Below are 23,080 nucleotides of genomic sequence, written 5' to 3' on the forward strand. Positions count from 1 at the left end.
TTTAAAATGATGGTAAAATGCACATTTTAAATAGGGCACTTACAGAAATTCAGACAAAACATGCTTTATGGAGTCAATGGTGTAAGGTTTATTCAAAACTTGTGAAAAACCATATTTTTTATAATTAGCAAGAATGGGATCATTCGAATAACCGCTTGAAACTATCGCGATAACATCAGGGTCAATTTTTTTAAGTTCGGATATTGTTTCTTTTCCTCCAATTCCTCCTGGAATTGTGAGATCCATAATTACCAAACGATATTTTTCATTATTCTTTATTGAGTTTGCATATTTTCTTAACAATTCTTCACCATCATAAGCAATATCTACGGACAAACCAAATTTTGTAAGTATTTTGGATAATATCTTCAAGATCATGGGATCATCATCCATAATAATGACTTTACCTTGAAATTCCTGCTTTAAAGCAGATTTCTTTAAATTGTTTCTTATTTCCTTTTCACTTATCGGGAGATAAATATGGAATGTCGTACCTATAGCCATTTGAGATTCAAATGTAATATAACCCCCATGTCTTTTAATAATAGAATAACATGTTGCTAAACCTAAACCATTTCCCTTCTTTTTTGTAGTGAAATATGGTTCAAAAATATGTTGCTGAGTATCTAACGAAATACCTTCACCTTGATCTTTAATTGAAATATGGATATAATTCCCATCCGCTAATGGAACATCAACAGAATTCACCAATTCGATAACTTCAAGAGAGATTAAAATAGTTCCCCCATCTATCATAGCTTGATTTGCATTAATTAGGAGATTATTAAAAACTTGATTCATTTGGCCAGCATCAACTTCGACTACAGGAATTTCCGAGTTCTTTTCCACTACGCATTTTGATTTTGATCCCCGCATTACAAATGAGAGCGATTCTTCAATAATCGAAAGAATATCGTGTGTTTTTTTCAGAGGTGCACCACCTTTTGAAAATGTTAGTAATTGTTTTGTCAGATCTGTTGCTCTTAAAGTTGCTTTTTCTATATCCCGCAATGAGTCTAACATTTCATTAGAAACATCATCTTCTAATTGCATGTAATTAACATTACCAAGTATTCCGACTAAAATATTATTGAAATCATGAGCAATTCCACCAGCCAGAAGAGCTATTGATTCGATTTTTTGAGAGCGTAATTGTTCAGAATCTCGACGTTTTTGTTCAGAGATATCCCGAATTATTGCTTGAATGAATTTTTCACCATCCAATGAAATAATACTAGCAGTTACATTAGATTCGAAGGTCTCACCGTTTTTTCTCTGCATTATTATTTCATAAAGACCACGGGAACCGCTTAGAAATTCATTCGTCAAGTTCTTTTGTAATATCTTCTTATCTGTAGGATGTAAATCATCAGTAACGAAACTTAATAATTCTTCTCGAGTATAACCAAATAAATTGAGAGCACTTTGGTTCGCCTCAATAATTTTCCCAGAAATTTCATGCAATATTATAGCATCACGAGAATTATTGAACAAATCATTATATTTTCGCTGGTTTTCTTGAATTATCTGAAGAGATTTTTTATACGCCGTGATATCTTGATGAATAACTACAATATTTTGCATCAAATTTTGATCATTCTTTATGGGAAAGACTATTGTCCTGAGCCAATGTATCTCTTTATTATTATTATTAAACATTCCCGGTTCTAATTTGAAATCAGGTATCTGAGTATAATTTCCATTAAAAGCTTCTTGAATATAAGGAAGCAAAGCTAACCTATCAAAAAGAGGTTCTTTCAGTAAATTAAATCTTCCAATAGCATTCTCTGGATCAATCCCCCAAAAAACTTGAAAATTCTTGTTAACTATTTGTAAATATCCTTTTGTGTCATAAATTTGAATGTCAAAGGGGGCTTGATCGATCAAATTTCGAAACCTTTCTTCGCTTTCAATCAAAGAAAATTCAACCTGCTTTCGTTCAGTAATATCGATAAGAGATCCAATCATGTAACAAGAATCATTTTGATCTATTATAAAAGCAAAACGATCTAAAAACCACCGATATCCTCCATCTTTATGTCTTAATCGGATTTCAAGCTCACTGGAACGAGAAAAATTATTAAGATTTGTGCGAGTAAACTCAATAATGGACTCCATTTGATCCAAATCATCAGGGTGAAAAATAGTTTTGGAAAAAGAGCGCCCGTCTTCTAAAAATTTATTTAAAGGCCACCCTAAGATTTCTTCAACAGAATTGCTTATATACACATAGGATGAACTGGTTAAATCAATTTTATATGAAATATCTTTTGAATACCTCAGAATTTCATATAGATTTTTTTGGTTTTCAAGCAATTTGTCAACAGACTGATCTGGTAAATTTTGGTCTTGAAATGGCATCTTTTACAAAATATCCTGTTTTCTTATCAAATCTTGAATCTTCTGGTTGAATTCAGCTTCAAATTGAGCATATTCAGATCCAAGAGCTTTGTAGTACAATATCGTGGCGTTTGGTCCTTTTTTTTTATGGAGTTGATCAAGATGGGCCGCAATGAGTTTAATTTGAGGAATCTTGTCGGGATTTTCTTCAACATATCGTTTTAGATTGATTTTAAATTTCTCTTGAACCGATGTAACATATTTAATACCAAGATCAGCTCGCTGTTGATAGAGATCTTCCTCCTTCATAAATATGTAAGTAAATATCGATCCTAAAGGGTTATGGATTTAAGGTATGATGAATGCATCATTAATATATGACCTCCCGATTATATTATGAAAATGGGTATCTTTCAAAATGTCAAGCAAAAGTTATTGAAGTTAAAAATATTAAAAGAAAGTTCGGAATCTGCCTTGACCAAACATGTTTTTATCCCGAGGGTGGAGGCCAACCGGGAGATATTGGTACAATGAATGATATTGAAATTCAAGATACTCAAAAAATCGAAGGTCGAATTTATCATATTACTGACAAATCAATCCCAATCGGTTCAAATGTCGAGCTTAAATTAAATTGGAACCATAGATATGAATTGATGCAAGCACATTCAGGTCAACATGTTATCTCAGAATGTTTTTGGGAGTTAATGCAAGCAGAAACATTTTCAGTCCATTTGGGGAAAAAAACCCTTTCAATTGATGTAAAATTACCCTATTTTTCATGGCAAGATGCAGCTCGAATAGAATCTAGAGCAAATCAGATCATTTTTGAAAATAGACCCATTTTAATTCACTGGCATGATCACCTAGAAGATTTAGAACAATATCCACTTCGTCGACCTCCCAAAAAGAAAGGTGAAGGGGGATTTCGAATCGTGATTGTAAATGATTTTGATTATTCGGCGTGCGGAGGTATCCATACAAGGACTACGGGTGAACTTGGATTAATGAAAATCACAAAATGGACCAAGATGAAAGAAGGAATCAAGGTTGAATATGTTTGTGGTAATCGAGCTTTGAAGAATTATCAGCAAAGGAGTGAGATTTTGCGTGATTCATCAGAGAAATTTAAGTGTAGTGAAGAAGAACTAGTACCCTTGATTGAAAAAGTTCAAGCAGATTTAGAGAAAACACAAGAACAATTATCTAATCTTTCTAAAAAAATGATGGAATATGAAGTTCCAGAATTAATAGCACAAGCTCAACAGATATCCGGAGTGTATTTGATCATTCACCAGTTTTTCAATCGAAATATGCAAGAATTACGGGAAATCGAGTCAAAACTTATTAAAAAGGTAAAATCCATTGTAATTTTTACGAATCTGATCGAAGATTCCAATAAACTTCAACTTATCTTTGGAAGAACCCCAGAAATAGAAAGTAAAGAACTACATATGGGGAATTTACTTAAAGAAACTGCAAAAATTCTCAATGGAAAGGGTGGAGGAAAACCAGAATTTGCTCAAGGCGGGGGAAATCCCACCAATCTTCCCCAAGCATTGGAATTCATAGAAAATAAGATAAAAAATATAATTTTTGAGTAAAAATAGAAAATAAAAAAACTTATTGGCCTGTACTTGATAACAAAATAGACACTACGAGCCCTAAAAGAAGCAAAACTAATAGAATAAAATAATATTTTGGTTTCCATTTTTTGATATACTTCCCATCGAGTGCAAATCCCTTGAATTCGCCCGGAAACATATTAAATGTCCCTAAAACGCAATTTAAGGATCCCCCTTGTAAGAAAATCATCTTCAAAGTAGATAAGGATCCGGGGAGTATGAGTGAAATTAGAATAAATACTAATCCAAGGATGAAATTTGAAGCGGGACCCGCAATTTTAATCGCCCCCATTTTATCTTTATCATCGTCAGGATCAACCCCAACAGATACGGCAGCTCCGGGTAAAGCGATTGGAATTCCAATTATTGCAGAACGAAGGGTTGTTTTCATCCCTACAGTTGTTAAACAAAAACGACTTTGGAAATGAAAATGTTTCCCTGTCTGTAGATGAGCGGTTTCATGCACAATAAAAGACAGAGAAAAGATTAAAGCAATAGGGAGAGGTTCAAAAAATATTGCAGATATGCCGATAAAGTATTGATATTGGATATAATAATATAAAGCAGTTAATCCCATAACATTAATATAAGAGTGATACACCATAATAAAAAGTAAACTAAAGGCAACAAGAATATGCCATGTTTCACTCTTTTCTAATTTATAGACCATTCCCAAATCTAATCCAGAATCTGGACGAAAGGCATTTGGAGGAATAGGCATTTTTCTTTTGACTAAAATGAAACTATTGGAAGTAAAGGAAGGATCCTCTGGATCCATAAAAATTGCATTCCGTCTTCGATAAGCAGGAGCCATAGATGGATCATGAACTGGGGGAACGGTGGGTGCCTGGGTTGGATCAAAATAAACTCCACCAGATGACGATTCTTCGCTAGGTGCCACCGTTGGAGATTGAGTAGGATCAGTGAAGGAATGATGCGAGCGTGAAGGAGGTGCCACAGTAGAAGCAATTGTGGGATCTTTGAATGGTTCTTCATTTAATTTTTCTACTTGACTTGAACCACTTCCATTTGGAGTGTTAATTGTAGTATCATGAAAAATAAGATCCATTTGAATCAACGTACCGTTTTCTTCGACAGGTACAATAATTTTATCACCATTTTTCAAGAGTTGTGGGGTTGTTTGTTTTAAATTCAAGTTTCCCAGGTAAGTTCCATTCGTACTATTTAGATCCTCGATGTAATAACGATCTCCTCTTAAAGAAATAATAAATTGTTGTTTAACATAACTCCCGGTTTTTGGATCTTTTCGAACACTCGAAATAGCGGAAAATAGTGCGGGATCAACGCTAAGTGTTGCAGATTTTTTGATATCCTTCTTTCCTATGTGAAAAACGTGTTGATTTTGAGGGAGGAGAATTTTACCACCAATTTTGGGAATTTCCAGATAAATTTCGCGAACAACCATTGATCAATATATCTGTAAATTAAAGGTAAAAAGGTTCTGATAAGAGAAGAAAAAAATTGAGACCTTCAATAAATGCCCGTAACCACGCGGCGTCCAAATTTATTAAACATTAATTTCCCACCTAAAATACCCATTAGCTGTCCAACATAAGAAGCAGTTGAGATTCCGGTGAAAAATATACCTAAAATTGCAAATACAGAGGAATAAGCAATTAAAAAATAAAGAATATATTTCGCTTTGAGTTTAACGGGAATGAAATAGAGATACATTCGCATTTCTCGATTTAAACCAACAAGATGCAATAGGAAAGTCATCATGCCAAGAATAGCGCACCATTGAGTAGAAATCAAGAATAAATCCAACAATCTCCCGATAGAAAGTATCATTCCTAAAGATTGGACAAGCACTATTGATAAAACACCCAATCCACCGCAAGCTAAATAAATGGTAGCCATGAATTTTGATCCAAATTGCATTTCAATGGATTTACCAATAGAATAGAGCATTAATTCAGCAAAAAGTAATCCAAAAATATCGCGAGGGGCAAACATAGATGTTATTAAAGTTGGAATTGCTAAAATACTTGAAAATAGATTTAATGTATTGAATAGAATATATGGTTCCAATATTGGAAAGAGCGTTAGGACGAAGAAAAACGCTGATAAGCCCATAAACGTATAGGTGACTTGCATCTTATTTGTCCGTGAAATAAATGGACTATAATTTTCACCAGTGGGACGACTGCCTCTAGTAGGAGGAGGGGGCATAGCTTGACGTTCTTGAGCCCGGATATAATCGCGCATTTCCCGTTCCATTTGTTTTTCGGTATCTTCAGGAGTGGTATAGTTCGGAGTATTAAAATTATTTTGAGCGGGATTATAAGATTCTTCTGGCACTGAAGTAGTTGATGAAGCAACTGTCGTCCGAGCACGAGGGTTATCATTCATAGAAAACGTACAATCATGATTTTCAGGTAATCGATGTAGTTTACAAAAAGTTCCGCCACAATATCGACATTTAAAAGGGAGATAAGTCAACGTTTCGTTGCAATCGGGAGTATCGCATTTAACCATTTTTTTTTCCTCTTTATTAAATAATAGAAAATGTGCTTAGTTAAATAATTTAATGACACCTTTGTTCCTAAAGAGCATATTTTTCATGAATAACATTTAAGTTAAAAGGAATAGAATTTGACGAATAGAATAAAAATAAAACAAATTTCATCAATAAATTCAGTTGATTCCTTCGATTAATTGATTCACAAGGAATTTATCAGGCGTGTAGACACCACGGAAATGTTGATAAATTAAATTGAAGATTTCTTGTTTTTTGGAAGATTTCCCACTTTTTTTAAAACTAGTAAAGTCCATTTTCTTTAAAAAATGAGTTATTTTCTCGGTTAAAGCAATTTCACAATTTTTAACCATCGATTTATCAGCAAACCACCATATATTTTCTTCATTTATAGAGAAAATTGGTAGTTTTTTCACCAACTCCATGAATTTCTCGAGATTCGCCATTGGAAATAGTCCTTGTTCGAATAAAAATTCATCAATTAAATTAGAAATCCAAATGAAAGAAGTAGGTTCCCCGCGATGAAAGAGAATTTTTTGGATACAAGTGGAAATTTTGTTAATTATTTGTTCATCTGAAAATTTTTTCTGAGAATTTTCCCTTTGAGTTAAATAATCTTCATGATTTTTAGGTTTTTGAAATCGAATATAATAATCTCCAATAGGAGATCCATTGTAATGAAGCATAGATTTAATTGAAACGCGAGGAGGAAGTTGGAATAAAATTTGTTTTAAAAGAAAAGAAGAATTTACGACAGAAGAAATTAAAGCATTACGAATTTTCAAAGAGGTGTTGTGAAAAGTAATTATCATAAAACGTTCAGGTTTTAAAACCCTATGCATTTCAGAGAATACTTGAGTAAGTCGGTCTTGATAAAAATCGATTTTTTTTCCTTGTTTTGAATTAATAACTATTTCTTCAGCTTCTATTTGTGAAATAAATTTTTCCATGTTCATATTGAGCCATGCACCCCAAAGAGATGATAGTTCCCCATATTGGATAGAATCCCCATAAGGTGGATCTGTAAATATAAAATCAATGGAAGCATCCGGAATGGGTAAAGAAGAGCTAGAAATATTGAGAAGGAAAACGGGAGTTTCAACAGATAACGTAGAGAACGAATCAGCTAAAGAGAATTTAAGAGATGATTGTAAGTTACGTTGATTTGAATCATTTTTACCTCGAAGAATCTTCTTGAATCGTTCGCAAAAACAATTCCACGGATTGACTTCAAAATATGAGGAGGGATCCCAAAAAAAATGATGAGTCCAAGAACCTACTTGTTTCTTTTTCAATTTCTTCCCGTTACGCTTATCGATCACCCACACCATTTTACTCGCTTGTCCAATAGCACTTGAAAACACAAACATAAATATTTCAGAAAGATCTGTAAATGGAGTGGGCAAATTAATAATCAAATCTCTCAAATAAGTGAGGAAGACAAGGTTTCTTTTAGAAAAAAGCATATCCAAACCATTATTAGACCGGAGATTATGACGGAGTTGTAAAAAGGGAACTTCATTTGTATACTTAAAATTAAAGAGAGGAGGATTAATTCGTTTAGTATTTATCAAATTTTGCGCGAATTTTTCTCGTTCCAATATAGTTGTGAATGTTTTTTCTAAATATGAGGTATTTTGAGAAGAATTAACAATAATTTCTTTGCACTTGGAGCATTGATAGCGGACTTCTTCAATTTCATCAACTTTTTCTAAACCATCATTTTTTCTTATTAAATGAGTCAAAATGGCAGATTGCCCACAAATAGGGCAATTAAATTGAAATAAATCATGATATAAAGAAGAGTTCTCCACTATTTGAGTTTGAAGAAATGTGAAGCAATCTTGCATCTTTTTTAGATCAACACGGATTCCTGAATTTTTGCAAATAAACTGGGACATTGGATTAATATCAATCCCAATTGCCTTTCTTCCAGCAAAAATGGACTCTAAAACTGTAACTCCTGATCCTAAAAATGGATCTAGAACGATCCCATTAAGCGGACAATACCGATTAATATATGAAGAAACAATGTTGGCAGGTTTTCTTGCCCAATACTTATGCATCAAATACATCGACGAATGAGTTTTTGGAAGAATGATATAATCTTGCTCTAAATCAGAAATTATATCTTCCTTTTTTTCATGGGCCAAGATTTTTTTGCTCCTAAGGATGGATAAAATTTCAATTTGAAAAAGTTTTTTGGAAATCTCTCCAAAAGTTATATATGTCCAGCCAAATTACTCGGGAATTTAACAAAGAAATGGCAGTCGCTCTGAATGCTAATGTCAAAGTAATCTTAGAAATTGATTATCCAACTCATTTTTACATTGGAAAAATGACTGGGTTTGAAATGGGGTCCCAATCCATTTGTTTAGCAAATGCAAAAGATGATAAAAACAACAAATATGATAAAATTGTTATCCAAGGGTCTAAATGGATTTCATTTACATTGGAAGGAGAACCTTTCCCAATGCAAGAACTCGCTGCTCGTTTGCGTAAAATATTACCTGGTGAAGCTATAGAAATAGCTGAAGATAACACAGTTACGTTATTGGGTGGTAAAATTAAAATTAGTGAAAATGGAGTAGAAGGCAGAGGACCAACTAAAAATCGTGTCCAAACAGTATTCGATAACTTTCTTGCTGATTGGCGAGATTCCCATAAAAAATAATACATTTTTTTTCCTTTTCTTTCAAAATTTTACAATTTAAACTAATCACTTAGAAACCTTTTTTTCCTTCCTCGAAAAATAATATCTAGGAATGAAAAAAAATGCCCGAATTTGAACTTCTTAAGCAAAAGCATAATGATATATTTGGAGAAGACCCCGAATTAATCGTTCATGCTCCCGGGAGAGTCAACTTAATTGGTGAACATACAGATTATTCCAAAGGATTTGTTATGCCGATGGCAATCGATATGGGTATCACCGTGGCAATCTCGAAAATACCAGATTCGAATTTAATTTCAGTGTATTCACTTGATTTTGATAAAAAAATGGTCGCAATGTACTCAGATTTGGTAAAAAGCAATGTAGATTGGTTTAATTATCCTATTGGAGTTGTGAAAGTTTTACAAAAGAAAGGTTACAAATTTGAAGGAATAAGAATAACATTTACAGGAAATGTGCCTCAAGGTGCGGGATTATCATCTTCTGCAGCATTGGAAGTTGGAGTTGCCTTTGCAATTCAAAAAATATATAATTTAGAAATTTCTGGAACAGAGATGGCCTTAATTTGCCAACAAGCAGAACATGAAGTCGTGGGTGTAAAATGTGGGATCATGGATCAATACATCTGCCGCATGGGTGCAGTTAACCAAGCGATGTTAATCGATTGTCAAAGTTTGGAATATCGATTAATTCCTTTGGATCTCGGAAATTATAAAATGATTATCACTAACTCAAATGTCCCTCACAAACTTTCTTCCAGTTTATACAATCAACGTGTTTCAGAATGTGAAGAAGCGGTGAAAATTTTATCGGAAGAAAAACCCGGAAAATTCTTACGTGATTATACAGAAGAGGATTATAAAAAAAGTCATGATATATTTCCTCCAGAGATTAGAAAGCGAGCTTTCCATGTCATTTCAGAAAATCAACGCGTATTAGATGCAGAAAAAGCACTTCAATCTCATGATCTAACAGCCTTTGGTAATTTAATGAATGCATCACATAAATCCTTAGAAATCTATTATGAAGTATCGTCTGTCGAACTTGATTGGCTCGTTGAGGCCGCTCAAACTATCGAGGGATGCATTGGTTCAAGAATGACAGGTGCAGGTTTCGGAGGATGTACAATATCCATATTGTCTCCCGAGGCATTAAAAATATATCTCGAAAAACTTCCCGCCTATGAAGAAAAATTTGGGTATAAACCAATTACTTATGAAGTTACGCCTGTTGAAGGGGTTCATGAAATTTGGAAAAAATAAAAAAATTAAAGATTTGAAACCGTTTTCAAATTCAAATCCTTCATAATATTTTTAAACGCACCCTTTCCTATCGGGGTGATTTCAATTTTTTCCCCACCTTTTGTCCCTTGGAGGGACAAATATTCCAGGGTAATTAGAGATTCGACATCTGACCATACATTTTTAAAAATTTTTTTCATTTTTGCAACGTCCAGATCATTTCCTATTTCATTTGCTGTTGCAATAAGAAGTGCCATGGTTCCGTACATGCTCGGAGTTATTCTTGAATCTTTTCCGGGAGTTGTTACAACGAAATAACGATCTCCTTGAAATTTGGTTCGAATCAATGATAAACCTAGATTTTTAAAATCTGAAACGAGCTGGGGAATAATCTGAGAATACTCTTCATTGGAAGAGCATAAATTCCGGACATCTTGTTCTTTCACCATTCCAGTTTGATTCTGAAGAAGTATTCGACTTAGTCGGGCGGTTAATTGTTCATTTACCATTATTATCACTTTTTTCAATTATCATTTATTAGAAAGATCTATTGTTGGAGAAACATCAAAATTTGTTTGTTCCATGAAAAAAACAACGTGAATTGCCTCTTCTAAAGGCAATAAAAGAATTTGCTCAGACAATAATTGAGTTGCTTTAATGAATGTTTGTTTTGTTACTATTGACGGAGGAAGAGATTTGAATTCAATCGGAATTAGACTTATTCCTAATGTGAGATAACAACTGACAATCAGAGTTAAAATAAGATAAGCTTTTTCAACTCGTTTTAATTCTTCAAGGTTTGTCTCTACTCCTTTTTTATTTTTCAAAATAAGATTCACCTTCAAATCTTCATTAGACTCCCCTTCAATTGAATTTGAGAAATTTATTTGAAAATCCATAGGTTCCAATAACAAATTCATGAAATTTTGAAGAGATTTTAAAGTGTGAATGTAAGAGCGAAAAAGGGTGTCTATTTTATCATTTTTTTCGAATTCACTAACAGAGCTCGAGATATTTTTCAAAATATCTTCCATTTTTGAAATTCGATTTTCTATATCTTTGGAAATAGTGGATGATTCTGTTGAATGAAAGATCTCATCAAGTTTCGAGAGAATTAGATTTTGACGTTGTTTCTTTTGCATCAATAATTCTTCAACTTGAGCCAAAGAAGTATAAGGAATATGATCAAGAGACAAATCAATATTGGATGAGGATGATTTACCAGAATCCACCATCAAATTCAACTCAGTTTCAATTTCTTGAATTTGTTTTTGTAATGATTCAATTTGAGAGCGTAAACTTAAAAATTTGGCTTCAATTTCTTGAAATTGGGGTTGAAAAGAGCGTAATTCCTTGTTTGATTGTTTGAATTCATTTCTGGATTTTAGTAATCTCTGCTTAATACCCTTACTCTCGTTCATTATGCTATTCCGATGAGATTTTAGTTTATCATATTCAACTTTTAATGTATTATATTTCTTCTGAATACGTTTGTAATCTTCTGCTTGAAGTTCGGGATCTAAATCTGCAAGTTTATCAAGATAGGTTTGCATACTTGGATCTCTTTCATCCATCATCTTAGTTATCTCATTAGTTTGGCGAAACAAGACACGTTGTTCTTCTTTAAGAGATTTTTGAATAGAATTATAATCATTCTTCTTTTTTAGATAATTCTGCATTCGATCAGCATAAACAGAATATTCATCTTTTTCAATTTCAAATTTTGGCTGCAAATTGGCCAATTCTTTTTGCAATTTAGCCAATAAATCTTTCTTGGTAATATAAAGACTGTTTTCAGTAATTTCTTTTAACTTAAGCTGATATGCTATCAAAGTCGTTATTTCTTCTTTAATAGTATTTTGTTCAGCTAAAATTGTATTAATCCTTAAGATATTTGGAAATACTTTGGAAACATTATTCAATTGATTAAAGGCATGTACAACTCCTGTCCAAGTTTGAGCCGTAGATGATGAAATTTCTTTGTTAATTAAGTTTGAGCTCGAAAGAATGGATGGAAATAAATGAATAAATGTATTCAGTTTTAGAGGATTTTCAAAAATATCAGGAAAATATTCATTCCATTCTACAATTTTTAAATTTTCTCCTGAAATCGAAGATACATCGCAATCCCCTTTTAGAAATAGTAATGGAGATTCTATAAGAATTGCTTGGTCATTAATTATTATTTTATTATTCATTTTATTAATACTTCCCTCGTCGAGATTTCTTTGTGTATTTTCGTTTACTTATAGATTTTCTTTTAGCCCGTTCTAAATCCCTTTCACTCATTTTAAAATATTCTTGATAATTATCAAAAGATTTTTTTTGTTGTGCCTTTTTTTGCTCCAATTTTTTATGTTCTATAGCTTTTTCAAAATCTTGACGTAATTGTTCGGATTTTTCTGAAGATTCAGATTCTTCTTGAGTTGATGAATCAAATTTTTTAGGTTTATTCAATTCTAAGAAATCCGCAAAAGAAATCTGTTGTTTATAATATATTTTTCGATATTCTTCACGAACTCCGTCATCAATTTCCATGGGAACTTTGCTTAACTCTAAGTCAATCTTCGTATCCAAAAGCTGTAAATAAAAATTTTGCAAATTCGATAAGATGGGTAAGAATTTGTCGGTCGTAAACAAAATTTGTTTTATTTTAGTCCAGTAATCAGGGGATATCGAGGAGACCAAATGAGCAGTTCCAATTGATTTTTCTAAAATCTGATTACCTATGAAATATAATCCAATTTTTTGAGTTTGTAATGGATTTGCTTGATTTTGGATATCATTTATTATTTGGGATTGATAATCTTCAAAAATCACATTTTTTATGGGAGAAAAAATGGAATCGAGTCTTGAAAAGAGAGTGGATAATTTAGTTTTCACATTTTTCAAGGATTCAGGTAAATTTTCATATAATTCCATGTTTAAATCAAGATCTGAAAGATTTCCTCTAATCTGATCTGATATTTGTAAGATTTTCTGCAGGGAAGCCTTGTCAATTATTTGATTCTGAGACATTTTTCATTCACTTTGAAAAATTGATTATAAATCGATATCTAGGTCATCTAAATCATCAATTTTCGATGATTTATTTGAAATAGGGGAATTTGTGTTGGAAATAGCTGCATTATCAGCAGTATCAGGCGTAATGCCAGCAAGTTTCTGACTTTGGATAACATGAGTTTCAGTACCACCACACACTTCAAGTGATCTCATATAATCTTCATACAAGAGAACAGATTTCTTCAAAGCTTTAAATAAGGCAACTCGCATCGCTCGCATCAAATCTGCCCCAGTATAACCCAATGTATGGTACAGAAGACCTTCTAAATTTTTTTGTTTTAACTCAGTGAAAAGAGAATAATATTCAACATCGGTCAGCTCTCGCCCTAACTTCTTCTTTTGAGCATTATATTTATCAATAAGATAATCATATTCCTTTTTTAAAGAACTTGTTAAACGCTTATCAATAGAAATTGTTGCTTTTTCAAGCCGAGTCAAAAAAGATTCCATGATTTGCTTCCTTACGATAAAATTAGGGAAAGGAAAGGACAAATGATAGGTAAAACGCCGCCATACTGCACTATCTAATTGTTTTTCGTGATTGGTAGCTCCAAAAATTGCAAGAGGGATAGCGTCATAGGATATTTTATCAATAATTTGTAAAAAGGAAATAACAGCCCTTTTAATTTCCCCAACTTCGTGTGCATTAGCCCTTTCACCGGTTATAGCATCAATTTCATCAAAAAACAACAAAAATACGCCATTTTCCTTAGTGAATTCTGCAGCAAGATCAAACACACCTCTCATGTTTTTCACAGTATCCCCCAGCAATGGAGAAACTAAGCGATCGGCTTCAACAAGTCCCATTGGAATATCAAATTTCTTTGCCATCGCTCTTGTTAAAGCTGTTTTTCCAGTTCCTGGCGGCCCATAAAGTAACATTGTAAAATTAGGAGTAATTTTCGCTTCCGCTAATCGGGGGGCAATATCTACATATTTTTTCAAACTTAAGAAAAAATCAGATAGCATTTCTTTTTTATCTTCTAAACCAATGATATCGGTAATTTCTTCTTTAATATCTTCCGGAGTATAAATGGTACCAAATTTTTGAAACCGTTGGCGCATTTCTTCAACTGTAAAGGTCATTTTTTTTCACTTCTACTACTAAATAATTTCAATCTTCTTTTTCAATTCCCAATAACTTTTCAAGTTCATCTACAAGATAAAATGTTAATTTATCAATTGCTTCAATCTTTCCACCAAGGAAATTAAACAATTCCTTACGATAAGTAGGAGAATCACGAATTTTCGTTCGATCAAGCCGTAAATATTTATCAAAACATAATAGCTTCATCAAATACGGCAAAATTTTTTCTTCTGTTTTCATATCCAGAAAAAGATTATAAAAAATGTTCTCGTCTGATAACACGGTGTGCAAGACTGCATTGTAAATAATGAAGGCAAAATTCATTGCAATCCAATTCACTAATTCTTTTGATAAAAAGCCCCTTCGGAAGGATGCTTTGGCAAGATATAAAAGAATTAGAGTTTCATTGCTAAATTGAGGAATCCAACGCGTTTTTCCATCCGAATCTTCTTGGGCAGCGACATACTTATGATCTTTAGCAAGTTCAATGAATTTTTCTGTAGGTCCAACAAAAATCCCCATTATTAGTTGTAATTCCATACGTTGAACAATTCGTTTAATTGATTCTTCTTCAGCATTAGCAATAGAATCTATATAAGGCTCAAATACATCAGAAATCATAATAGTAGGAATTACAAAATCTGGATTTTCTTCTAAATCCATGAAGTTTGGATCCAAATTGAAGAGAGAAGTAATATTATTAACAATTTGATAGGCTTTTGGGCTTAATCCGGGTACGGTCATTTCTCCAATTTTCTCTCTATAAAATGTTGTTGGCTGCAATAAATATCTCTGAGCATCATACCATTCGGGAGAATTTTCAATAAGTTGGCTATAAATATCTTCCAATCGATTTCCTTGAGGAAATAACACTTCAATTAACATATTCGCAAGCTTTCCCATAATTGATTCCGATTGTTTATTATAATCATCTTCAGCCAAATCCAATAATACATCAAAGGCTTTTAGCGCTTCATCAATAAAATCAAGAATATAATCTCGAATATCTTGCAAATTAAATTCAGAGTCTTCTTTTAATTCTTCGATATAATTAATAATGTGGCGATAAATTTCATTTCGGAAAAAAGCATTAAATTCTGTTAAGGATTTGACATTTTTTACCTTTCTTTTAGATTCTTCCTCCAAAATTTCCTTCAAGTTATCGATGTTTCCAAGTTGCTCCAAATCTAAATCAAGAATAGTTCGTTTGGTTTCATGAAGTAACGGTTGAATAATTGAAATGTAAGTCTTATAATACGCAACAATATCTTCCCATCTTTCTCGTGCCATGATTTTTTCTCCTAATAAGTTTTAAAAAAATTAATCAATATCTGAATCCCCCGAAACAGTTACTTCTTGGAATATAGAGCTGATCTCGACAAAAATAGGAATTTCCACACGACAGAGGTTTCCTAAAACCCACTTATTAACATCTTTTATTAAGAATCGTGTTTGAAGATGTAACCGTTTTTGTGCATCACTTTTCTCAATTTTATCATACCATTTAGAGGCACCTAATCTGAATGCGACAATTTCAATGGTGGCGGGTAGTAATTCTGTCAACACATTTTTCATCATCCAACTTTTTGGAATAACACTCATCATCCCAGCATCAAATCCAGGATCTCGCAAAATAGGACTGTCTTCGGCCAATTTTACTTTGGGCATAAAGCTGAGTATTAATATAAGAGCAAAAATGGCGCAAATACCATTTATTTTGTAAGGATCTAAAGAATATCGATCAATTGCAAATCGTGCCAGAAAAAGAGCAGTAAAAACATTTTTATCAAAATCATCATTCACCATTGTTTCGCCCTTTTCTGTTCGGATAACATAGGATCCTTCTAATAATTCAAGGATTTCTTCAGGAAAAGTATAAAATCGGACAACTTTTTCTTCACTTCGGGCCAGATCATGCTTAAAGATCCGCTCTTCCACCACAAGTCCCAAAAAATCGGCAATCTTATCCAATTGCTTTTGAATAGTTTTACGGGGTTTTTCGGGATTGCCAAACATAGCAAAAAAAGCGTAATCCGAGATTCGGAAATTTTTGGATTTTTTGAAGGCTTCAATTATGCGATCCACAATTGGTCCTTCCTTAAAAGATCCAAAAGATTTTGATTGGGATGCAATGAATCCATTGATAAGTTCGTTAATAACAAAAGAATTTTCGTGTTGTTGTTCTAGAGTTTTTAACACTTTAGCATAGGCTTCTCCTAAACTGGAAGTTCGAGGGAAGAATGAATTTTGAATCGATTCATCAATACTTTTTACCATTAGTTCACCATTATCCTTGGGAAGATATCGTTTTAATTCCTCAAATCGGCGAATTAACTGATCTTTTGCCCCAGGAATGTTGTCAATATCTCTTTCTTTAATAAATTCGAGAGATTTGTCCAATGCCGTTGTAAAATTGCCTAATAATTCATTCCATAATGCCATTGCCATTTTATTACACCTAATTTTTGTTAGATTCTTTATGTCGAGTCTCAATTTTTTTTACGTGATTTAATAATTCTGTTTTTTTCATTCGTACCAAGGCCGTTTTGTTGTACTCGTTTGTTTCATCATTATCTAAGATCCAATGAACTATATCGACTTTCTTTGTCCGAATATAAGGTACTTCAGTAGAAGGACTAGATTTCTGACTTACAGATTTAGATTTGGTAGATTTTTTAAGAGATATTTGGTGAGCTTTAGCATCTTCTTCTGCTTTCTTAGGATCAATTCCCTTCGCTTTCTGCCATTCAAGTTTCATCGTTTTCAATGCTTCAATCAATAATGGCACATGTTCCTTTTCATAAATATTGGGAGACATCACACCTTTCTTGGTTTCCCAACGCAAACCTTGTGTATTGCCTAACGAATATTCGGTTGTCATGTAACGCTGTAAATTTCTTTGCCACCAATAAAAGCGCAACCATTTTTTTTCAGGATTTTCTTTCGCATAGATGGTGACTAATGCTTTCCAATCAGCCATAGTGGACCGAACACTAATTCCATAGCTGGGAAGATAGAAATTTACAGGAAAATTTGTAGAGTAACTTAAAGGAAGTGCTTCTGAAGGATAATCAAATATTGGATGTCCTTCATCCAATACAATGATTTCTCCACAACGTTCACATTCATAATATCGCTTGTTCTTACTTTTCTTCATCTTCCATTTACATTTTGGACAGATACGTTTCTTTAAATCAAATACAAAATATTTATCTTCAATACCTGCACGTTCTGGAATCGGATCAAAGCTTATGGTGACATTTTCCTTAGGATTAAAATTCTCATCAAAATCTTCATTAATTCGGTTAAGGACAATCAAAATATTTTCTAATTCTTCAAAACTATCTATTTTGAACATCCCTGCATGGACATTGATCGATTTTTTCCACCATGAAATTCGCAGATATTTAATATTAGGAAAGTTGGGAGAATGACACATAAGTACAGCAATCCACCACTTGTCACGTTCTCTGGCAACAGTGATCCCAGAATCAGCAACTTCCCACTTAGGATTGAGGGCAGTATTCTTCATGAAAAATTCCCCATCTTTCAAAATAGATTCTTGGACTTCTATTTTTTCTTCTTGTATCAGACCACGAAAGATTTTCCTACAATTAGAACAGTTCATTACCCCAGGTACAAGTTCTACTAACTCCCCAATCCCACAGCTCGGACATTTTGTCATATTTGATCAGTTTCTCACTTTAAAATTAATATTTTTTTATTCTCAGGAAAAATAGATGTTGTTCAATCATCGTCATCATCATCAAGTCCTTCTTCAATTATTAATCGCTCTACATCTAAATTTATTATTTTTAATTCCTTCTTGGAATAATCTGCCAGGGTTGTGCTGATTTGTTTTAACGCGTTCCGAGCTTCAATTAAGAGATTTTTAATGATTTCTGAAATATTATCTTCATCATAGGTAGATTTTGTAATAAAAGTCATATAGGGCATAATTTGTTTTTTACCAGAATAATATGCGCGTAATTTATCCATTTTTGCATTTATTTCATCAAAAGTTAGCTTTAAACCAATTAGGATGTTGAATGTATTTCTCCATTCTTGATATTCTTCAGGTATTTCATCCTTTGGAAATTCGACCCGGAATTTTGAAGATAGAGATTTTTTTCGGGATTTTTCCTGAAGATATTTAAGAAAATCCGTTTTTTTCAAGTCCTTTGCCTTTCGGAATTTCTTCATCATTGTCGATTTATAAATTTCTTTATCATACAACCCCAGATAATCATTCAAATCTTGTTCAATTTCCGTGTATTTATCCGCCATAGCTCGAATCATAATTTCGATTCGTAAAGCTTGATAGGGATTTCCAAGTTCCTCTATTATATAATAAAAATCATCATCGATAACATAATAATCGCCGTATTTATGAACTAATTCATGAATAACGGAAGTTTTAGGACACATCATTGCACGCAACCTTTCCAATGATGCATGAATGCGAACTTGAGTCATTTCCCTTATATCGGGGACAATCACTCGTTCTAAGAGATTTTCTTGGAAAAATATATGTACTTCTTCTTCCGATTCAGATAGTTCTTCTCGGGCCAATTTAAGCCCACTCGCTAACCGAATTTTGATATGATCCCCTTTCATTTGAAAAACAGAGTGATTTTTAATGTTTGTAATAATGTGAAATTGAAATAGAGATTTTATTAAGTCTGGAGAGCAAATTCGCCTTAGATCCCCCGCAGTGGGTTCATCGACGTCCATAATGGTTTCAAATTCATCCATCAAATCATCGTCCAAAAGATCTTGAAATAATTCTTTCCGTAAAATAAACATGTAAAGAGCAACGTATCGGAGATCGGGAGAATCAAAGACATCTTCTAACAATTCCCTATCATATTCCATTTCCAAAGTTTTATGTTGTTCAGCCATTAGAACCACCAAGGGGAAATACCACTAATTTGCGGTAGAGGTCGTAAAAAAGATAAGTTGGTTAATGTTTATTTACCAAAAAAGTTTTCGTTTTTGACAATAAGACAACGGTGTAGCTAAAGGTAAAAACTTTGAAAATCAACAAAAACTAATTTTAATTGAAAACCTATGGAAGCGAAGCAATTCATTTATGTGTTAAAATTAAGACAAGATCTACTAAAAGATGAAAACTGGACAAAATTTGATGAAAAAAAAGTTGAAGAACATTTCATTCGGTTAAAACGCGATACTGAAGCAGGAAAAGTGATTTTAGCAGGACGTACTCTGACTGATGAAAATCCTGAGGGATTTGGTATTGTTATTTTCCGCGAAGATTCCATTGAGAAAGCACGGGAATATATGCAGGAAGACCCATCAGTAAAATCTGGAGTAATGACCGCAACACTCTACCCGTATAAAGTAGCCTTACAATCAAAAAACTAATGGAAAGTGAAAAAAAGAGAAATATTTCTTATTTTCTCCTAAAAATGCCACTATATTCTTTTTTTGTTATTGAGAATTTTATTTCTTCCATGCCAATATTTGTGAATAATGCACGAATTTCTGAAACAGGCATGCCATGATGTTGCAATATTGGTTCTTTCACATATATTCTTCCATCTAATGTTAATAGGCCTTTAAAACTTGCAGCAACATCATCCAATAAATGTTTAGAAACCTCATGAAGGCTGGCATGGATAAAGATTCTCTCAAATGATGATTTGGGAAGATTCATTTTAGGTAGATACCCCAATTTGAACTGAACATTCGGAAAGTGACGGAGGCGTTTCATAGCCTTTTTCATCCAATATTCAGATATATCAACACAAGTAAGAATTCCACCTTTGGAGAGAGATTTTGCCAAATGTTTAGATACAGATCCGGCACCGCATCCAAAATCAAGTATCTTTTCTTTTCCTTGCAATTGCAAGGATTTTATATATTGATGATTTTTCCTACTGTTAAAGATATTGAATATCATATATTCCAATACAACAACAATTTTCGATTCGGCCATGCACTCTGAGTTTTTATAAAGTTCAAGAGATTCTAATGACAATACATTTCACCTTCAAAATTGTTTTCGATTCATCAGAATTGAAAAGATCAATATAATGATTATCGTAAAGGGCACTCCAATCAAAGTTGAGAAGATTACGGGGTTTATTGATTCAATAATCAAGCTTGGGAGCATAGAAGCAATTGATAATTGATTTCCAACAAATATTGCAAGAATTGCAGCAACCATCACTGAATTCGCTAATAGACCAATTAAGATTCCTGCTGAAGTTGCAATGGCCATAGCCATCATTGAAATGACTATACTTTCCCATAAATTCTCCAAGACTATACTCATTTCTAATTCAAGAGTAATAGAATCAATAAGTACTCCAAGAATTAAACTAAAAACGGAAGCGATAATCAAACACACATAAGTGGCTAAAAACTTTGCAATTAGCAAATTATGGCGTTTTATTGGACGAATCAGGAATAAATCATATACATTTTTATTTTTTTCATTTACAATGGTAGTGCTAAGCATTACGGAAGCCAGAGTACCTCCAATTTGTGCGAGCATTATTCCGACAAAGGGAGTAATTGGAAGTCCTTCCAAATCAGGTTGAATGAAATGCATGAGAATGGATAACATTGGCATTCCAACCCATAGAACTATCATCACACTCGATTTATAAAATCCACGTAATTCATCTTTGAAAAATAACCATAAGCTCATTAATATTGTCCCTCCACATATTTCAAATACACATCTTCTAAGCTTGCTTTGAGAACATTAAAATTCAACACATTGCATTTTTGTTCAGCGATTAGAGTCAAAATCTCATTAGTAATTTGATCTAAATCACTACTTGCCGGAAGATGAACAAGAATTTTATTTGAAGAAACATTTTCAACAGATTGTACACCACTAATCTTTTCTATGCCTGTACAATTACTGATTGCTGATTTGTAGACAATTTCAATATCATTACCAACCTTGAATTGATCTTGCAATTCTTGAGGTGTTCCAACTTTCAATATTTGTCCATTATTCAAAATCCCAATTTGGGTAGCAATTCCTTGCACATCACTAAGGATATGAGAAGAGAAGAAGATAGTTATATCTTTTTCAGCTAATTTTTGGATGATCTTTCGCATTTGGTAGCGACTGGATGGATCTAATCCAGTCATTGGTTCATCTAAAACTAGCACTTCAGGGTCATGAAGGAGTGCTTGAGCCAGTAATAGCTTTTGTTTCATCCCTCCTGAAAGATGGACAATTTTTCGATCTTTTACATCCGGTAATCCGACTAATGATAGCACTTCGTCAATTTTATTATCTAAAATCGATGAATCCACACCAGAGAGTAATCCAAAAGTACGTAGTGCATGATTGACCGTCCTCCATTCTTGGAATCCTACTGATTGGGGTAAGTATCCAATTAATTTGTGAACTTCAAGACGATTTTTAATCAAATCATGCCCATTGATAGAAACTGATCCAGCAAAATCATGGATTAATCCCACTAAGATTTTAATGGAGGTGGTTTTTCCAGCCCCATTCGGTCCAATATAACCAAAAATTTCACCTTTTTTAACTGAAAGGTTAACACCACTTAACGCTTTAATAGTGCCACCATTATACGTTTTGGCAACACTATGGAATTTAATACAAGGTTCTTTAGCTAAATTTGCAGACATTGGTATTTCTTCGGTTCTCCGTTTATCATTTAATTTTAAATATAATGATTACAAAAATTTAAAATAATGTAATGATTACAAATATTATAGAGAAATGCAACCATAAAAATCTTTTCATTGGTCAATTTCTCTCTATAATGAACTCAACATGAGAATGCAAACATCAGATGCATAAAGAGAGAACTTATATGAAATCCGAAAAAGAGTCACCTAATCCAAATCTTAACGATAAACAAGCTAAATCCATTTTAATTGATCGAGAACAATTATTCGAAATTTTAAAAAACGAAATGGATTTAGAAATTCTCCTCTTACTTTTCATGCACCATGAACTTAATTTGACTCAGTTAGCGGAAATTTTTCACAAAAGTAAAGCAACAATTTCCCGACATTTGAAAAAAATGGTTGAAATTGGTATAGTCGATTTTAGATCTGAAAAAATTCGTGGTGTAGAAGCAAAATTCTTCCATGCTGATTTTCAACAATTTTTATCAATAAAATCCTATAGTATTGAAGACACCAAGAAAATGGGTAAAGAAGATCAAGGAGTACGGCAATTAGAGAATATTCGCGACGTCATATTGTCTTTACTTATTTTTGGAAAAAAAAACCTGGATGATATTTCAGATTATTTAAGAAATTTGTCTAGCGGAGTAGATGGAGAATTGGTTAAAATGTTTAGTAAAGAACCTCCTTTTTCATACACTATTAATTTTTTAACTGAAGAACAATATCAAAAGTATAAATTAATACAACAAGAAATTGGGATGAAAGTGTGGCAAATGATGCAAGAAACAAAAACAAATAATGCAGACAAACCATATTTTGTAATAAATGGAATTTTTCCCCATAAATCCTTTTTAAAAAAAACAAAATAGAGTAATCTACTCATTATTGCATTTTCCTCCT

General features: G+C 32.9%; 21 protein-coding genes. 5 read left to right on the plus strand and 16 right to left on the minus strand.

Annotation, left to right across the window (positions count from 1 at the left end):
• Positions 1–39 precede the first annotated feature (39 nt).
• A complete protein-coding gene (locus NEF87_RS10855) occupies positions 40–2,361 on the minus strand; it encodes a hybrid sensor histidine kinase/response regulator (protein WP_457919821.1) in 2,322 nt (773 codons plus the stop codon).
• Positions 2,362–2,364: 3 nt separating this feature from the next.
• Positions 2,365–2,649, minus strand: a complete 285-nt coding sequence (locus NEF87_RS10860; RefSeq protein ID WP_457919822.1) for a hypothetical protein — start codon at positions 2,647–2,649, stop codon at positions 2,365–2,367.
• 68 nt (positions 2,650–2,717) lie between these two features.
• On the opposite strand from NEF87_RS10860, the gene NEF87_RS10865 reads away from it, so the two are divergent.
• Entirely contained in the window at positions 2,718–3,944 is a 1,227-nt protein-coding gene (locus tag NEF87_RS10865; RefSeq protein WP_457919823.1) for an alanyl-tRNA editing protein, read from the plus strand.
• Positions 3,945–3,963: 19 nt separating this feature from the next.
• Here NEF87_RS10865 and NEF87_RS10870 read toward each other — a convergent pair whose 3' ends face one another.
• The 3 genes from NEF87_RS10870 to NEF87_RS10880 all read right to left on the minus strand — a co-directional run bounded on the left by NEF87_RS10870 (position 3,964) and on the right by NEF87_RS10880 (position 8,618).
• The gene (locus NEF87_RS10870) at positions 3,964–5,391 is read right to left on the minus strand and encodes an FHA domain-containing protein (protein WP_457919824.1); all 1,428 of its coding nucleotides are present in this window, start codon (positions 5,389–5,391) and stop codon (positions 3,964–3,966) included.
• A gap of 65 nt (positions 5,392–5,456) precedes the next feature.
• A complete protein-coding gene (locus NEF87_RS10875) occupies positions 5,457–6,464 on the minus strand; it encodes a rhomboid family intramembrane serine protease (protein WP_457919825.1) in 1,008 nt (335 codons plus the stop codon).
• A gap of 159 nt (positions 6,465–6,623) precedes the next feature.
• Positions 6,624–8,618 (minus strand): DNA methyltransferase, encoded by a 1,995-nt coding sequence (locus tag NEF87_RS10880; RefSeq protein ID WP_457919826.1) that lies wholly within the window; start codon positions 8,616–8,618, stop codon positions 6,624–6,626.
• A 74-nt stretch (positions 8,619–8,692) separates the two neighbouring features.
• Between NEF87_RS10880 and NEF87_RS10885 the strand changes: the two genes are divergently transcribed.
• Positions 8,693–9,139 (plus strand): Lsm family RNA-binding protein, encoded by a 447-nt coding sequence (locus NEF87_RS10885; protein ID WP_457919827.1) that lies wholly within the window; start codon positions 8,693–8,695, stop codon positions 9,137–9,139.
• Positions 9,140–9,240: 101 nt separating this feature from the next.
• Complete coding sequence (locus NEF87_RS10890; protein ID WP_457919828.1) at positions 9,241–10,401, plus strand: galactokinase; 1,161 nt, start codon at positions 9,241–9,243, stop codon at positions 10,399–10,401.
• A gap of 5 nt (positions 10,402–10,406) precedes the next feature.
• Here NEF87_RS10890 and NEF87_RS10895 read toward each other — a convergent pair whose 3' ends face one another.
• From NEF87_RS10895 to NEF87_RS10930, 8 genes are all read right to left on the minus strand, one after another.
• Positions 10,407–10,889: a hypothetical protein gene (locus tag NEF87_RS10895; RefSeq protein ID WP_457919829.1), complete on the minus strand. Its 483-nt coding sequence runs from the start codon at positions 10,887–10,889 to the stop codon at positions 10,407–10,409.
• A gap of 21 nt (positions 10,890–10,910) precedes the next feature.
• Positions 10,911–12,578 (minus strand): hypothetical protein, encoded by a 1,668-nt coding sequence (locus NEF87_RS10900; protein ID WP_457919830.1) that lies wholly within the window; start codon positions 12,576–12,578, stop codon positions 10,911–10,913.
• Between the two features lie 4 nt (positions 12,579–12,582).
• Complete coding sequence (locus NEF87_RS10905) at positions 12,583–13,398, minus strand: hypothetical protein (RefSeq protein WP_457919831.1); 816 nt, start codon at positions 13,396–13,398, stop codon at positions 12,583–12,585.
• Between the two features lie 24 nt (positions 13,399–13,422).
• A complete protein-coding gene (locus tag NEF87_RS10910) occupies positions 13,423–14,529 on the minus strand; it encodes an AAA family ATPase (RefSeq protein WP_457919832.1) in 1,107 nt (368 codons plus the stop codon).
• A 28-nt stretch (positions 14,530–14,557) separates the two neighbouring features.
• Positions 14,558–15,820, minus strand: a complete 1,263-nt coding sequence (locus tag NEF87_RS10915; protein ID WP_371806575.1) for a hypothetical protein — start codon at positions 15,818–15,820, stop codon at positions 14,558–14,560.
• Between the two features lie 30 nt (positions 15,821–15,850).
• Positions 15,851–16,978, minus strand: a complete 1,128-nt coding sequence (locus tag NEF87_RS10920; protein ID WP_371806576.1) for a hypothetical protein — start codon at positions 16,976–16,978, stop codon at positions 15,851–15,853.
• Positions 16,979–16,988: 10 nt separating this feature from the next.
• On the minus strand, positions 16,989–18,215 hold the full coding sequence (locus NEF87_RS10925; RefSeq protein WP_371806577.1) for a hypothetical protein: 1,227 nt from the start codon (positions 18,213–18,215) through the stop codon (positions 16,989–16,991).
• 62 nt (positions 18,216–18,277) lie between these two features.
• Positions 18,278–19,432 (minus strand): hypothetical protein, encoded by a 1,155-nt coding sequence (locus NEF87_RS10930; RefSeq protein WP_371806578.1) that lies wholly within the window; start codon positions 19,430–19,432, stop codon positions 18,278–18,280.
• A 168-nt stretch (positions 19,433–19,600) separates the two neighbouring features.
• Between NEF87_RS10930 and NEF87_RS10935 the strand changes: the two genes are divergently transcribed.
• Positions 19,601–19,915, plus strand: coding sequence for a YciI family protein (locus tag NEF87_RS10935; protein ID WP_371806579.1), 315 nt, complete (start codon positions 19,601–19,603; stop codon positions 19,913–19,915).
• A 28-nt stretch (positions 19,916–19,943) separates the two neighbouring features.
• Here NEF87_RS10935 and NEF87_RS10940 read toward each other — a convergent pair whose 3' ends face one another.
• The 3 genes from NEF87_RS10940 to NEF87_RS10950 are packed head-to-tail and all read right to left on the minus strand — an operon-like array spanning position 19,944 to position 22,171.
• Positions 19,944–20,531 (minus strand): class I SAM-dependent methyltransferase, encoded by a 588-nt coding sequence (locus NEF87_RS10940; RefSeq protein WP_371806580.1) that lies wholly within the window; start codon positions 20,529–20,531, stop codon positions 19,944–19,946.
• A gap of 12 nt (positions 20,532–20,543) precedes the next feature.
• Positions 20,544–21,206 carry an ABC transporter permease gene (locus tag NEF87_RS10945; protein ID WP_457919833.1) on the minus strand — a complete coding sequence of 221 codons (663 nt, stop codon included), beginning with the start codon at positions 21,204–21,206 and terminating at the stop codon, positions 20,544–20,546.
• Positions 21,206–22,171, minus strand: a complete 966-nt coding sequence (locus NEF87_RS10950) for an ABC transporter ATP-binding protein (protein WP_371806582.1) — start codon at positions 22,169–22,171, stop codon at positions 21,206–21,208. The genes NEF87_RS10945 and NEF87_RS10950 overlap by 1 nt, the downstream gene beginning before the upstream one ends.
• A gap of 188 nt (positions 22,172–22,359) precedes the next feature.
• On the opposite strand from NEF87_RS10950, the gene NEF87_RS10955 reads away from it, so the two are divergent.
• The gene (locus NEF87_RS10955; protein WP_457919834.1) at positions 22,360–23,049 is read left to right on the plus strand and encodes a winged helix-turn-helix domain-containing protein; all 690 of its coding nucleotides are present in this window, start codon (positions 22,360–22,362) and stop codon (positions 23,047–23,049) included.
• Positions 23,050–23,080: the final 31 nt, after the last annotated feature.

Origin of the sequence: Candidatus Lokiarchaeum ossiferum (assembly GCA_025839675.1) — an archaeon.
Taxonomy (GTDB): Archaea; Asgardarchaeota; Lokiarchaeia; order Sigyniarchaeales; family Promethearchaeaceae; genus Lokiarchaeum; species Lokiarchaeum ossiferum.

Coding starts and splice junctions, on each gene's coding strand:
- NEF87_RS10945 (WP_457919833.1), bottom strand. CDS start 21,206: ATGAGCTTATGGTTATTTTTCAAAGATGAATTACGTGGATTTTATAAA.
- NEF87_RS10935 (WP_371806579.1), top strand. CDS start 19,601: ATGGAAGCGAAGCAATTCATTTATGTGTTAAAATTAAGACAAGATCTA.
- NEF87_RS10910 (WP_457919832.1), bottom strand. CDS start 14,529: ATGACCTTTACAGTTGAAGAAATGCGCCAACGGTTTCAAAAATTTGGT.
- NEF87_RS10950 (WP_371806582.1), bottom strand. CDS start 22,171: ATGTCTGCAAATTTAGCTAAAGAACCTTGTATTAAATTCCATAGTGTT.
- NEF87_RS10890 (WP_457919828.1), top strand. CDS start 9,241: ATGCCCGAATTTGAACTTCTTAAGCAAAAGCATAATGATATATTTGGA.
- NEF87_RS10860 (WP_457919822.1), bottom strand. CDS start 2,649: ATGAAGGAGGAAGATCTCTATCAACAGCGAGCTGATCTTGGTATTAAA.
- NEF87_RS10900 (WP_457919830.1), bottom strand. CDS start 12,578: ATGAATAATAAAATAATAATTAATGACCAAGCAATTCTTATAGAATCT.
- NEF87_RS10925 (WP_371806577.1), bottom strand. CDS start 18,215: ATGACAAAATGTCCGAGCTGTGGGATTGGGGAGTTAGTAGAACTTGTA.
- NEF87_RS10920 (WP_371806576.1), bottom strand. CDS start 16,978: ATGGCAATGGCATTATGGAATGAATTATTAGGCAATTTTACAACGGCA.
- NEF87_RS10865 (WP_457919823.1), top strand. CDS start 2,718: ATGACCTCCCGATTATATTATGAAAATGGGTATCTTTCAAAATGTCAA.
- NEF87_RS10955 (WP_457919834.1), top strand. CDS start 22,360: ATGAAATCCGAAAAAGAGTCACCTAATCCAAATCTTAACGATAAACAA.
- NEF87_RS10855 (WP_457919821.1), bottom strand. CDS start 2,361: ATGCCATTTCAAGACCAAAATTTACCAGATCAGTCTGTTGACAAATTG.
- NEF87_RS10905 (WP_457919831.1), bottom strand. CDS start 13,398: ATGTCTCAGAATCAAATAATTGACAAGGCTTCCCTGCAGAAAATCTTA.
- NEF87_RS10915 (WP_371806575.1), bottom strand. CDS start 15,820: ATGGCACGAGAAAGATGGGAAGATATTGTTGCGTATTATAAGACTTAC.
- NEF87_RS10930 (WP_371806578.1), bottom strand. CDS start 19,432: ATGGCTGAACAACATAAAACTTTGGAAATGGAATATGATAGGGAATTG.
- NEF87_RS10885 (WP_457919827.1), top strand. CDS start 8,693: ATGTCCAGCCAAATTACTCGGGAATTTAACAAAGAAATGGCAGTCGCT.
- NEF87_RS10895 (WP_457919829.1), bottom strand. CDS start 10,889: ATGGTAAATGAACAATTAACCGCCCGACTAAGTCGAATACTTCTTCAG.
- NEF87_RS10870 (WP_457919824.1), bottom strand. CDS start 5,391: ATGGTTGTTCGCGAAATTTATCTGGAAATTCCCAAAATTGGTGGTAAA.
- NEF87_RS10875 (WP_457919825.1), bottom strand. CDS start 6,464: ATGGTTAAATGCGATACTCCCGATTGCAACGAAACGTTGACTTATCTC.